This is a genomic window from Runella defluvii, assembly GCF_014195535.1.
Classification (GTDB): domain Bacteria; phylum Bacteroidota; class Bacteroidia; order Cytophagales; family Spirosomataceae; genus Runella; species Runella defluvii.
On the sequence record NZ_JACIBY010000001.1, the window covers coordinates 108285 to 120779 of the forward strand.

Genomic DNA, 12495 nt, shown 5'->3' on the forward strand with positions numbered 1-12495 from the left:
TGCTCCTTTTTCATTTTTAAATTAAGGTTAAAAATATCCCTATGCGACGATAACAGGAAGGTAGATTCGAAAATTTTGTGTTTATTTAGGGGATTTTTAATGCCCTTTTAATCTAGCAGCGTCACTTTACCCCATTATGCCCCAATTGATAGATTTAAGTACCTTCGGAGAAGATGAAGGGAAATTGACTGTTTTTGAGAAAATTTTACCAGGAGATATAAAACGAGCTTTTTATATTTACGGGGTTCCTTATGGCCAAGAGCGTGCAAAACATGGCCATTTTACAGCGACAAATGCTTTAATAATAGTGGCAGGGAGTTGTCGGGTTCAGGTTAGTCACAGTGGACAGGAAGATACATATATTCTTAATTCGCCTTCGCAAGCACTCATTTTACATCCAGGAGATTGGCATATTATGGATCAATTTACGCCAGATGCGGTACTGTTGGTGATGTCAAATCAATACTACGATAAGAACGACTATTTCTTTGAAAAACCATGATACTTCATCTTGATCTTAAACGTACAAATCAGCCGTATCAGGCTGAAATAGCGGAAGCGATGCAACGCGTGGCGGAGTCAGGATGGTACGTTCTGGGAAAAGAAGTAGCGTCGTTTGAAGAAAATTGGGCGGCGTACTGTGGAGCGTCTCATTGTTTGGGAGTTGCCAACGGACTCAATGCCTTAGAACTTATTTTTAAAGCTTTTGATTTTCCAGCAGGAAGTGAAGTAATCGTTCCTGCCAATACTTATATTGCTTCCATTCTTTCGGTTACTTCTTTGGGTTTAACTCCGATTTGGGTAGAACCAGACCCCAAGACGTTCAACATTGACCCACGTAAGATTGAAGAAAAAATTACGCCTCGTACCAAAGCCATTTTAGCCGTACATCTCTACGGAAAATGCTGTGATATGAAACCCATTTGGGCCATTGCGCGCAAATACAGCTTGAAGATTGTGGAAGATGCAGCGCAAGCACACGGGGCTACCTATCAGGGGCACAAAGCGGGGAATTTGTCGGATGCGGCAGCCTTCAGTTTTTATCCTACCAAAAATTTGGGAGCACTCGGCGATGCGGGGGCGATTACAACCAACGATGCTGACTTGGCCCGCAAAATTGCCAGCTTGCGTAATTATGGTTCCACTATCAAGTACTACAACGACCACGTAGGAACCAATAGTCGTTTGGACGAATTGCAAGCGGCGATTTTGAACGTGAAATTGAAATATTTAGAAACGGAAAATCAGCGCCGCCGCGAACTAGCACGTTTTTATTTGTCTGAAATAAAGCATCCTGATTTGGTGCTTCCGAGCCTCAAAACGCTTTACGAGGATGCGTGGCATTTGTTTGTGGTTCGCCACCCCAAACGGGAACAATTCATTGATTATTTGATGGAAAATGGCATTCAAGCCACGGTGCATTATCCCGTTCCGCCGCACAAACAAAAAGCCTATTCGGAATACAATCATTTGAGTTTGCCCATTTCGGAACAGATTCACAATGAAGTGATTAGTCTTCCTTTGAACCCTTCGCTAACCGACGAAGAGGCGCGCCATATTGTTCAAGTCATCAACCAATCTGTCTATCAACCCCATGCTGCTGTCGGTTATCATTCCCGTCTATAACAGCGAACAGACGATTAATCGACTCGTTGAGCATGTACTGGAAACGCTGAACCGAACCACCCTCGAAATCGTGTTGGTCAACGACGGTAGTCGCGACCGTTCGGAGCAAGTATGCACGGAATTAGCCAAGCGTTTTTCGGAAGTAAAATTTATTTCATTGCGTCGTAATTCGGGCGAGTTTAACGCCGTCATGTGCGGTTTGAACCATGCTTCGGGCGATTATTGTGTGATGATTGACGACGATTTTCAGAATCCTCCTACCGAAATTTTAAAACTCGTTGAAACGGCTCAACAGGGTGATTACGACGTGGTATATTCATTTTATGCCACCAAAAAACACTCCTGGTTTCGAAATTTTGGCAGTTGGCTGGTCAACCGTGTGACTACGTGGTTACTCGAAAAACCCAACGATTTGTACTTGTCGAGTTTCAAGTTGATTAATCAAGCTGTCGTTCAAGAAATTATCAAATACAAAGGCCCGTATCCGTACCTCGACGGCCTGATTTTTAGAGTCACCCGCAACGTGGGACGCGTGCAGGTGTCGCACAATGCCCGCGAAGAAGGGGAGTCGGGCTATACGTTGCGCAAGCTTACGTCGCTCTTTATGACGATTTTGTTTGGGTATTCGCTCAAACCTTTGCGGTTGTTGACGGCCACGGGTTTGGCCTTTTCGGGTTTCTCACTATTGGCAGTGTTGATAGACTTGGTGTTGTACGCCATTCATTCTGAGTTTTTTATCCTCAATTCGGTACTCATTCTGCTTACTTTTTTTAGTGGATTGATTTTGACCTGTTTAGGAATTGTGGGGGAATACATTGGTCGTATTTTTATGACCCAAAGCGGTTTGCCACAGTACGTGGAAAAAATGGTGGTTACAAAGGAGCCGCAAATAAAAAAATAAGAATTTTTAACGCGATTGCGATGATAGGTAAACAGGACGAATACGAACGGATGTTCAACGCTGAACGCCAATTGTGGTGGTACAAAGTGCTGCACCAGAAGGCAACCGAGCGTATCAAACAACATTTTACGAACCCAACAAACCTTACGATTTTGGACGCAGGATGCGGAACAGGCGGAATGTTGATTCATTTAAAAGAACAAGGTTTTAAGGCCATCGAAGGGTTTGATTATTCGGAAGATGGCGTCAAGTTTTCGCAGTCGCGCGGCTTGGATGTGACGTATTTTGACCTAACCAAAATTGCCGCTTATAAACCCGAAAAAAAGTTTGACGTTATTATCTGCAATGACGTTTTTACGTATTTTTCGGATGAAGTTATTGTGGATGTTTTAACCGCTATTAAGGCCAAATTGGCCCCAAACGGCATTTTTATTACCAATAATAATGCCCACGCTGCTTTTGCGGGAGTACACGATGTGGTGGTGGGAGGACAAAAAAGATTTGTCAAAGAAGACATGCAAAGGTTGGCAAAAGCCGCCGATTTGGAAGTGACCTACGCCACCTACTGGAGTTTCTTTTTATCGCCACTCATCATGGCCGTACGGGCATGGCAACGATTTCAGATGAAACGGGGGTGGATTGACCTCAGTAAAGAGTCGTCTGATGTGGCAGTTCCGCCGTCTTTCATCAATACTACACTGTATTGGTTGGTAAAAATCGAAGAAAGTATCATTGGCAAAGGCCCTTTCGGAAGTTCGGTTTTTGTGACAATGGCTCCTAAGAACGTATGACAATAAAACGCGCTGAAACTTGGTGGAATGCCCTCTTCGTCAGTAGTTTACTCGTGTTGATAGCCATTAGGTGGTTTTATCAAATTCCAACCGAATTGGATGTAGATACGAGTACCTGGATTAGTTCGGCCATCAGTACAGCGCACGCTGACCGCCCGCTTTGGACTTTACTCAATTACTCCGACAGCCGCCCACTCACGGTACTTCCTTTGGCGGTGGCCGAAATGGCAGGAATCAACGTAGATTGGGCACTGGCCGACGGGATTGGGGTCATCCTCTGGGTCGCGACGCTGACGTTTGTTTTTCTGATTTTCAAAAATTGGTTTTCTTCGGCACGGTCATTTTTGTTTACCGTTCCTCTGCTTCTCTTCCAAGCATTTCACTTGTGGCCTGGTTTTATGACCTACAATTCAGAACACGTTTGTATTCTGATGCTGACGGTGGGCTTTTGGGCGGTTATCAAACTGAAAGACAGCGCTTATCCTTCGTGGTGCTTTTTTCTTTTGGGGTTGTGGCTGGGACTTTTGCCTTTTGCCAAGTTTCAAACCATTCCGATGGGGTTGGTTTTGGCGCTTTTCCTCGTTTTTTTTCTATTCAAAACCCAACAATGGAAACGCCTTTTGGCGCTGATAGGAGGCGGAATTTTGCCTGTTTTGTTAGTAAACGGGTATTATTATCATTACGACCAACTGGAAACATTCTGGAATGATTATTTCTGGAGTTATTATTACTACTCATTTTCTACCGTACATTCAAAACTAGAAACCAGCAACCGTTTCAGTCCACTTACCATTGGGCGATTTGTGTTTCAGCCTGCGGCTACCCGTGTTTTTTGGGCGGTACAAGTTGTATTAATTTTGACAGGGGTTGTTCAGTTTTTACGATTTCCTTCGCGCCCCGTGGCGGTTTCTCGCTCCGTGATTGGCCTTTCGGTAGCAGTTGCTTTGGTAAGTTTGTACGCCGTTTTACAAGCAGGAAACCCGTTTGACCATTATTTATTGTTTTTGTTTGTTCCTTCGGCCGTGTTGGCGGGTTTTTGCTCGCTGTACTTTTCGCCAAAAATGTTTTCTAGCTTGTGGACAATTGCCCTTTTGGCAATCGCTTTGGAAGGTGCCAGAAATGTGGTGAATTTTCCTCTTGGAACTATCCCGAAATTGCCTAAGTCAGACGTACTAATCCGTAAGGCAATACGCGCGCACATTGGCCCCAACGAGACAATGACAATTTGGGGATATGCCGACCGTTTTTTTGTGTATGAACATTTGCCAGCGGGTAACCGCCTTCCGCACTCGTACTGGATTTATACCAAAAGCCCCTTGCAAACCCACCGTCAACGCGAATTGATTGATGATTTAGACCAAAATAAACCTGCGTTATTTATGGATGCCATGGTGGCTCCCGTGTCAACCATTTATGTTCCTGACAATGTGAACTACCGCCACGAAAAATTTCCAATCATCGCAAAATATGTTCGGGAGCATTATACGTTGGTAGATGTAGTGAAAGGCGCTCGCTTTTACCGACGAAAAAAAGAGTAAATTTTGGTTCTGAGCAGTATATCAGCGAGAGAGTGTCAAGCGCTTCATTAAATTTGTATTTATAAAAATGAGTAGTGAGTTAAATAACAAAAACATCATGTCAGACAAAAGCACCGAATTCCTTTATAATTACTTAAACAACGCTTCTCCGACGGGTTTTGAATCGTCGGGACAACAAATTTGGCTGGATTATTTGAAGCCTTACATCGACGATTACCTCGTGGACACATACGGAACGGCCGTGGGTATAATCAATCCCGACCAGCCGTATAAAGTGGTGATTGAAGCACACTCGGACGAGATTTCTTGGTTTGTCAATTACATCTCGGAAGATGGCTACATCTACGTTATCCGCAACGGTGGTTCGGATGCGCTGATTGCGCCGTCGATGCGAGTCAATTTGCACACAAAAAAGGGGACGGTCAAAGGAGTTTTTGGATGGCCTGCCATTCACGTGCGCGACCTTGCCAAAGAGGCTGCTCCCAAAGTGGCTGATTTGACGATTGACGTAGGCGCCAGCAGCAAAAAAGAAGTAGAAGAAATGGGTATCCACGTGGGTACGGTTGCTACGTTTTCGGACGGGCTGTTTGAAATGAACAATCGCTACTACGTAGGACGTGCCCTAGACAACCGCATGGGTGGATTTATGATTGCAGAAGTGGCGCGTCGTTTGAAAGAAAATAACGTTCAACTTCCTTTTACGCTCTACATCGTCAATGCTGTTCAAGAAGAGATTGGGCTGCGCGGAGCCGAGATGATTGTGCGCCGTCTGAAACCCGACTTGGCTATTTGTACCGACGTAACGCACGATACGCAGTCGCCGATGTACAAGAAAAAAGAACAAGGGGACATGAAGTGCGGCGGCGGACCCGTATTGTGCTACGGCCCTGCGGTGCAAAACAACGTGTTGGACATGATGATTGGAGTAGCGGAAGACAAAAAGATTCCGTTCCAACGCCAAGCAGTAAGCCGCTCGACGGGCACGGACACTGATGCTTTTGCCTACGCAACCGAAGGAGTTGCTTCAGCTTTAATTTCATTGCCATTGAAATACATGCACACCACTGTTGAAACTGTTCACAAAGATGACGTGCAAAATGTAATCAACCTCATGTATGAGGTGCTCGTTCAACTCAAAGGAAACGAGGATTTTAGATATATTAAATAAGAAATGTACTGCGGTTGTGAGCAACCGCAGGCACGCACTATTAGTGTACTAGTAGTTTATTTCGCTTCGGCGAAGCATGACTTGTTGGTTTTTGTTATGCTTCTCCGAAGCTAGTGTTTTCGACGCGTATCTTTCAGCAACAGGGTTTTGAGAAACCCTGTTGCGGTTAGGAGTAACCGCAGGCACGGCAGGTACGAGCCTCGCGTCTGCGACGCGTATTTTTTTAGCCACAGAGGCGTAGGTAACGACACCTCAAGCCTTTGTGATTTTCCAAAATTTTTGTAAATTCACAAAGTGAAAAAGGGAAAAGAAATATTATTAGACTTTTTTGTGGATAGGTTGACAAACTCTATTCAAAATACTATTTCAGGAGATAGCTTCTCTACTGAAGTCTCCCGATTTACACTCAAAGATAGTAAACGAACTACCAAGAAGAATGGTTGGAACTTCAATTGGAAAGTAGAATTAAACGACGATGTTAATGAAGTTTACAAACTAACGATTGTAAATAATCCTGATATTATTCAGGGAGTTTTGAGTGTTCGTAAAGAAAGGGACCATATTTTCATGAACTTGCTTGAGAACGCACCTTTTAACATTGGACAAAATAAGCTCTACGAGGGCGTTGCAGGAAACCTCGTTGCTTATGCCTGTAAACTTTCTTTTCAATACGGTTTTGATGGGTTCGTAGTGTTTACAGCCAAGACTAAACTAATAGCCCATTATGAAACTTCCTTGGGGGCTACTCACATTGGTGGACATCGAATGATTATTGAAACCCACGCAGCAAGATTTTTAGTCGAAAAATATTTTAAAACGTAACTCTATGGGATTTATAAAAGAACCAAAGGGTGTTGACTTTATTATTCAAAGTAAACCCTTGACCGATAAAGACAGGCAAGACATCAGTAAACATATTGCAGACTATAAAGAGAAGTGCGCTAAAAAGTTGGTTGTCAGGACGAAAGCAAAACAGCCAGCCTAAAATAGACAACTTCAGAATAAATGCTTCTGTCCCCGAACTGCGATTCGGGGGCAACATGGTCTAGCGATTCCGAAGCATATCTTTCAGCAAAAAGGTTTTGAGAAACCCTGTTGCGGTTAGGAGTAACCGCAGGCACGGCAGGTACGAGCCTCGCGTCTGCGACGCCATTACTCCAAAAATGACGTCAGATTAGCAATCACTTTTTGTGTCAAACGCACTTTTGATTCTTCCGTAAAACCTGCCGAACGCGGGTATAGTAAAACATTATTGAGCTCCGAAAATGGTTGGTAATGCGCACCTATTCCATCCGAATCGAAAATACCAAAAGAAGTAGGGGCGTTTTGTAGCCAAGCAAAGCAGGCCTGCACATCGAAGGTAGGGCCTAAAGAGGTGTTGATGAGAATCGAATTGGGCTTTTTGACCAAAAAGGCTTGTTCGTCCAGCAGAATCGTGTGTTTCGGTAGGTGAGTAGTGATGATGTCACAAGTAGATAATAGTTCGTGCAAGGGGAGATAATGAACGCCTTCTTTTTCAACTTCGGGATAGCGCGTTCTTCCAAAATAATATACTTCCATCCCAAAATGAAGCGCCGTGCGCGCCACCATCTTGCCCAACGTGCCTAGTCCAATAATCCCGATGCTTTTACCTCCCAACTCTACGGGCTGAGGTTTCCATTGGCAGGGGCCGTAGCCTTTGAATAAATGAATAAGTTGCGCAAAAATGTATTCCACCACTCCCTCATCGCCGTAGTCTCGCACACCAAGCACTCGAATCCCTAATTCCCGCGCCTTGGCGATGTCCACGTTGGCGGCGGCTTCACTGTACAAACTACAACACATTCCGATGTATTTTAGTGAGGGAGCAGCGGCAATGACATCGGCCGAAACGGGTGTTTGCCAACTGACAAGCACGCAATCACTTTGCCCAATCCGAGCTAACGTTTCTTCGTCAGAAGTCGGGACGTCGTGGTATCGAAGCAGAGGTTGGCGGGAAAAAGTGGCAATTTCTTGAACACCTTCTTCGGTAAGGCGGCAGGAATCAATGATGGTAATTTGGTCAAATAACATCCCAAAAGCTTTTTGTGCGAAGGTGCAATAGTATGAAGAATTTGGCCTAAATTCACACATTCATTCACAAACTCTCCCTTTTCTATGCTCCAACTTAGACCTGTGTTGCTGTGTGCGTCGTTGATGCTGAGTACCAGCGCAACAGTACTGGCACAACCCGCTCCTCTTTCTTCTTTGTACAAACAAACCAGCGACGTGCATCATTTGATGGCCAATTACGCCGCCGACCGAGGAAGCCTAATCCGTTTTTACGTCATCGAAAACTCTCCCGAACGCCGACAACGTCTCGAACGGCTTTCGACCGATTACCTCCAACAACTGAAAAAATTAGATTTTGATAAACTGCCCGTTGATAGTCAGGTCGATTACCTATTGTTTCAGCGCAATTTGCAGGTGGATTTACGTGAATTGGCCAAAGAAGCCAACGAAGTTTCACAGACCCAAGCGTGGTTTCCGTTTGCCGACCGTATGTATGCCTTAGAAAAATCGCGCCGTCGGGGTACGTCGGTGGAGGGTGAAAAAATAGCCATTGAGTTAAACGCCCTGGCGCGTGAGGTGGCAGAAGCCCGAAAAATGGTCGAAAAACTCGATAAAATTGACCCAATTTTAGCCGACCGAGCCTCAGGAACGGCCACGGGGTTAAAATCGGCGATGAAAAGTGTATTTGAGTTTTATAATGCCTATGACCCCGATTTTACGTGGTGGGTGCCGCAGCCGTACCAAAAACTTGATAGTGCGCTGACGTCGTATGCGTCGTTTTTTGCCAAAAAAGCCAAAGTAGCTGCCCCTACAAAAGACGATGGAAGCGGTATCAACGGCGTGGCCGTGGGGCGTGATGAACTCATCCGACAGCTCGAATTTGAATTTATTTCCTACACTCCCGAAGAACTCATTGATATTGCCAACAAAGAATTTGCGTGGTGCGACCGTGAGTTGCTCAAAGCTTCGCGCGAGATGGGTTTTGGCGACGATTGGAAAAAGGCACAGGAAAAAGTGAAAAATTCGATGGTGCCCGTGGGCGAACAACCTGCCATGATTTTGAGACTTTACAACGAGTCGGTCGATTTTCTTAAAAAGAATGATTTGATCACGATTCCGCCAATTGCGGAAGAAACGTGGCGGATGGCGATGATGTCGGCAGAGCGGCAGAAGTTTAGCCCGTTCTTTTTGGGCGGAGAAACGATTCTGATTTCGTACCCCACGGCCGCCATGTCGCACGAAGATAAATTGATGAGTATGCGGGGAAATAACCCTCACTTTTCGCGTGCTACCGTTCACCACGAACTGATTGCGGGGCACCACTTACAAGGATTTATGAACAACCGTTACAAAACATACCGTCGTTTCCGTACGCCGTTTTGGACCGAAGGCTGGGCTTTGTATTGGGAAATGATTTTGTGGGACATGAACTTTCCGCAGTCGCCCGAAGACCGCGTAGGGATGTTGTTTTGGCGAATGCACCGTTGCGCTCGGATTATCTTTTCGCTCAATTATCACTTAGGCAAATGGACGCCGCAGCAGTGTATCGACTTTTTGGTGGACAGGGTAGGGCACGAGCGTGCCAATGCCGAGGGAGAGGTGCGCCGCTCGTTTGTTGGTGGGTACGAGCCGCTCTATCAGTTGGCGTATATGACGGGAGCGTTCCAGTTTTATGCCCTCAAAAAAGAACTGGTTGATTCCAAAAAGATGACTTACAAGCAGTTTCATGATGCCATCATGCAGCAAAATTCATTGCCCGTGGACATGGTACGCGCCGTGATGACCAACAAAAAACTTTCGCCCGATTATAAGTCTTCGTGGAAGTTTTATGTGCCTCCTGTGATGAAGTAGATTTTTTGAACCATATAAGTCATATAAGAGATTATAAGTTTCTCTCTTATATGCCCTTATATGACTTATATGGTTGAAATAAAAACATTACTTCGGTGCTGTCATCTCTTGGTCGGTCGAAACAGGCGAACCAAAGGAAGGCGTGCCGTCTTTCAAGAACGTAAACGGCTGAATACGAGGCGAACGCTTGCCTCCACATCCCTGACCTGCTTCGCTGTTGGCGTGGTAAAGAATCCAGTTTTGACGTCCATCGGGCGATTTGAAGAAGCTGTTGTGGCCTGCCGCGTGCGTGCCTTTGGTATTTTCGGCCCAAAACACGGGCGTTGGATGTTTTTTCCACGATGCAAGTTTCATCAAATCATCGTTGGGAGAAGCGTAAATCATCCCCAATGAATAAAAATCCGTCCAACACCCGCTGGCAGAAAAAATGATATTGACCCGACCGTTGGGGCTTTTCAAAAATTGAGGTCCTTCGTTGACCAACACCAGCGGCTTATCGTCGGGGCCAGGACGGCTGATGGTGCCGTGTTTTTCCCACGAAAACTGAGGTTCTGAGATTTTGATTCGTTCGCCTACGCAGGTCCACGGGTTGCTCATTTTGCATAAATACACCGACTGTTGCCCGTTTTCGTCACCTTCCCAGCCCGACCACGTCAGGTAAAACTGCCCTTTGTGCTCAAACACCGAGCCATCAATCGCCCATTTGTCCTGTGGCGTTTTGAGTTGGCCTTTCATGTTCCACGTTCCCTGCGTTGGGTCAGCGGAGGTATTTTCAAGCACAAATAAGCGATGGTTGCGGTTGTGACCATCGTCGGCCGCGAAGTAGATGTACCATTTGCCTTGGAGAAAATGCAACTCAGGTGCCCAGATTTCTTTAGAATAAGGCCCCGTTGCAGGTGGTGTCCAAACCACCGTCGGTGAGGCAGAAGCAAGTTCGGTTAGGGTTTTTACTTTCCAAATACTCAGATTTTTGCCCGTGGTGTGCATGTAATAGTAAAACCCATCTTTGTAAATCGACCAAGGGTCTGCCCCAGCGGGCAACAACGGATTTTTGAACGTTTGGGCGTGAATAAGGAAAGGAAAAAGTACTAAAAATATGATTTTTTTCATTGGATAAAATGCGTTTCTTTTGTTGAAAGTTGCTGTTTTTTTGGAACACGGATGACACAGATTGGACGGATATTCACGGATTTTGGATGAACTCACGCTCACCTAAAATTCGACATTCTACCCTCTACCTTCGACATTCCCTTTATACTTTCGGATATTCCCAGCCTTTGCGGTAGGGGCGTTCGAGGAGTTTGTTGGCTTCGGGGTCGTTTTTGATGAGTCCTTTTTCACCGTCCCACTCAATACTTCGCCCTGCTTTCATCGAAAGCATTCCTAACAAAGCCATGTTAGAAGAACGGTAACCAATTTCAATGTCGCAGACCGACGGTTGGTTTTTCTCAATTGACATCAAAAAATCGGCCCACAAGTTGGCGATATTTTGCTGGTCGGGCATGTCAAGTTTGGCATCTTCGTGGATGACGGGCTTTTTAGAATCGGTCGGATAAAACGTCCAGCCGTCGAGCCAGCCCATGTGGAAAGTGCCTTCTGTTCCGTAAAAATAACAACCTACGGCCTGTTGTGGGTGCGTTTTTTCGGCGTTGTTTCCCGCAAACTGACGGTGTTCCCAAGTGGCCGTAAAATTCTCAAATTCATACACTGCCACTTGGTGGTCGGGGGCATCAGTATTGTCGGTTTTGATGGCGCGTCCACCCGTCGAAAACACCTTTCTGGGATATTTTTCTTCCATTACCCAAAGCAATTGGTCGAGCCAGTGAATGCCCCAATCGCCCAGTGTTCCGTTGGCATAATCTAAATATTGACGAAATCCACGCGGATGAATTTTGGTATTAAAAGGTCGCAACGGAGCAGGCCCACACCACATGTCCCAATCAAGCCCTTGGGGCGTTTCGGAGTCGGGAGTTACTTGGCCTGGGCCGCCGCCGTAATGTACAAACGTTCGAACCATTCCGATTTTACCCACTTTTCCCGAACGGATAAAGTCGCGACCAGATAAGTTGTGGGGCGATACCCGACGGTGCGTACCTACTTGAACAATCTTCCCTGTTTTTCGAGCGGCCGCTACCATGGCTTTGCCTTCGTTGATGGTGTGGCTAATTGGTTTTTCCACATAGACGTGGGCGCCTGCCTGCACGGCCGCAATGCAAATCAGCGGATGCCAATGGTCGGGCGTGGCGACGATGACGATTTCGGGTTTTTCGGTGGCCAAAAGCTCGCGGAAATCGCGGTAGAGTTTAGGCTTGTCGCCGCTGAGTTTTTCTACTTCGGCGGCGGTTTTGGTGAGCTGATTTTGATCCACGTCGCACAAGGCAACAACTTTAGATTGACCTGCGGCCATTGCCACGCGGAGAATATTGCCTCCCCACCAGCCTGTGCCAATGAGGGCAGTACGGTACTTAGAAGCACGGGGCGCGGCAATGCCGTAAGGCGAGAAAAGCGTGGCAGTAGCGCCAACGGCGGAACTTTGGATGAAAGTGCGACGATTCATGGGGATGTGATAGGTGTTAAAATGAATGTTGG

12 protein-coding genes are annotated in these 12495 nt (G+C 46.0%); 9 read left to right on the top strand and 3 right to left on the bottom strand.

Features of this window, described 5'->3' with window-relative positions:
* The first annotated feature begins 136 nt into the window (after window positions 1–136).
* From FHS57_RS00360 to FHS57_RS00395, 8 genes are all read left to right on the top strand, one after another.
* Entirely contained in the window at window positions 137–502 is a 366-nt protein-coding gene (locus FHS57_RS00360) for a sugar 3,4-ketoisomerase (RefSeq protein ID WP_183970885.1), read from the top strand.
* On the top strand, window positions 499–1626 hold the full coding sequence (locus tag FHS57_RS00365; protein WP_183970886.1) for a DegT/DnrJ/EryC1/StrS family aminotransferase: 1128 nt from the start codon (window positions 499–501) through the stop codon (window positions 1624–1626). Before FHS57_RS00360 ends, FHS57_RS00365 begins: the two co-directional genes overlap by 4 nt.
* Window positions 1595–2527, top strand: a complete 933-nt coding sequence (locus tag FHS57_RS00370; RefSeq protein WP_183970887.1) for a glycosyltransferase family 2 protein — start codon at window positions 1595–1597, stop codon at window positions 2525–2527. Before FHS57_RS00365 ends, FHS57_RS00370 begins: the two co-directional genes overlap by 32 nt.
* 20 nt (window positions 2528–2547) lie before the next feature.
* A complete protein-coding gene (locus tag FHS57_RS00375; protein WP_183970888.1) occupies window positions 2548–3318 on the top strand; it encodes a class I SAM-dependent DNA methyltransferase in 771 nt (256 codons plus the stop codon).
* A complete protein-coding gene (locus tag FHS57_RS00380; protein ID WP_183970889.1) occupies window positions 3315–4856 on the top strand; it encodes a hypothetical protein in 1542 nt (513 codons plus the stop codon). Before FHS57_RS00375 ends, FHS57_RS00380 begins: the two co-directional genes overlap by 4 nt.
* 97 nt (window positions 4857–4953) lie before the next feature.
* Window positions 4954–6024 carry a M42 family metallopeptidase gene (locus FHS57_RS00385; protein WP_183970890.1) on the top strand — a complete coding sequence of 357 codons (1071 nt, stop codon included), beginning with the start codon at window positions 4954–4956 and terminating at the stop codon, window positions 6022–6024.
* 294 nt (window positions 6025–6318) lie between these two features.
* The gene (locus FHS57_RS00390) at window positions 6319–6846 is read left to right on the top strand and encodes a hypothetical protein (RefSeq protein ID WP_183970891.1); all 528 of its coding nucleotides are present in this window, start codon (window positions 6319–6321) and stop codon (window positions 6844–6846) included.
* Window positions 6847–6850: 4 nt separating this feature from the next.
* Window positions 6851–7009, top strand: coding sequence for a hypothetical protein (locus tag FHS57_RS00395; RefSeq protein WP_183970892.1), 159 nt, complete (start codon window positions 6851–6853; stop codon window positions 7007–7009).
* Window positions 7010–7176: 167 nt separating this feature from the next.
* Here the strand turns inward: FHS57_RS00395 and FHS57_RS00400 are convergent, their stop codons facing one another.
* Entirely contained in the window at window positions 7177–8076 is a 900-nt protein-coding gene (locus tag FHS57_RS00400; protein ID WP_183970893.1) for an NAD(P)-dependent oxidoreductase, read from the bottom strand.
* Window positions 8077–8160: 84 nt separating this feature from the next.
* On the opposite strand from FHS57_RS00400, the gene FHS57_RS00405 reads away from it, so the two are divergent.
* The gene (locus FHS57_RS00405; protein ID WP_183970894.1) at window positions 8161–9906 is read left to right on the top strand and encodes a DUF885 family protein; all 1746 of its coding nucleotides are present in this window, start codon (window positions 8161–8163) and stop codon (window positions 9904–9906) included.
* An 87-nt stretch (window positions 9907–9993) separates the two neighbouring features.
* On the opposite strand, the gene FHS57_RS00410 is transcribed toward FHS57_RS00405, so the two are convergent.
* A complete protein-coding gene (locus FHS57_RS00410) occupies window positions 9994–11016 on the bottom strand; it encodes a glycoside hydrolase family 43 protein (RefSeq protein ID WP_183970895.1) in 1023 nt (340 codons plus the stop codon).
* Between the two features lie 142 nt (window positions 11017–11158).
* A complete protein-coding gene (locus FHS57_RS00415) occupies window positions 11159–12463 on the bottom strand; it encodes a Gfo/Idh/MocA family protein (protein ID WP_183970896.1) in 1305 nt (434 codons plus the stop codon).
* Window positions 12464–12495: the final 32 nt, after the last annotated feature.

Excerpts from the sequence above, each read along its gene's own strand:
- FHS57_RS00360 (WP_183970885.1), top strand. The coding sequence starts at position 137 with ATGCCCCAATTGATAGATTTAAGTACCTTCGGAGAAGATGAAGGGAAA.
- FHS57_RS00365 (WP_183970886.1), top strand. The coding sequence starts at position 499 with ATGATACTTCATCTTGATCTTAAACGTACAAATCAGCCGTATCAGGCT.
- FHS57_RS00370 (WP_183970887.1), top strand. The coding sequence starts at position 1,595 with ATGCTGCTGTCGGTTATCATTCCCGTCTATAACAGCGAACAGACGATT.
- FHS57_RS00375 (WP_183970888.1), top strand. The coding sequence starts at position 2,548 with ATGATAGGTAAACAGGACGAATACGAACGGATGTTCAACGCTGAACGC.
- FHS57_RS00380 (WP_183970889.1), top strand. The coding sequence starts at position 3,315 with ATGACAATAAAACGCGCTGAAACTTGGTGGAATGCCCTCTTCGTCAGT.
- FHS57_RS00385 (WP_183970890.1), top strand. The coding sequence starts at position 4,954 with ATGTCAGACAAAAGCACCGAATTCCTTTATAATTACTTAAACAACGCT.
- FHS57_RS00395 (WP_183970892.1), top strand. The coding sequence starts at position 6,851 with ATGGGATTTATAAAAGAACCAAAGGGTGTTGACTTTATTATTCAAAGT.
- FHS57_RS00400 (WP_183970893.1), bottom strand. The coding sequence starts at position 8,076 with ATGTTATTTGACCAAATTACCATCATTGATTCCTGCCGCCTTACCGAA.
- FHS57_RS00405 (WP_183970894.1), top strand. The coding sequence starts at position 8,161 with ATGCTCCAACTTAGACCTGTGTTGCTGTGTGCGTCGTTGATGCTGAGT.
- FHS57_RS00410 (WP_183970895.1), bottom strand. The coding sequence starts at position 11,016 with ATGAAAAAAATCATATTTTTAGTACTTTTTCCTTTCCTTATTCACGCC.
- FHS57_RS00415 (WP_183970896.1), bottom strand. The coding sequence starts at position 12,463 with ATGAATCGTCGCACTTTCATCCAAAGTTCCGCCGTTGGCGCTACTGCC.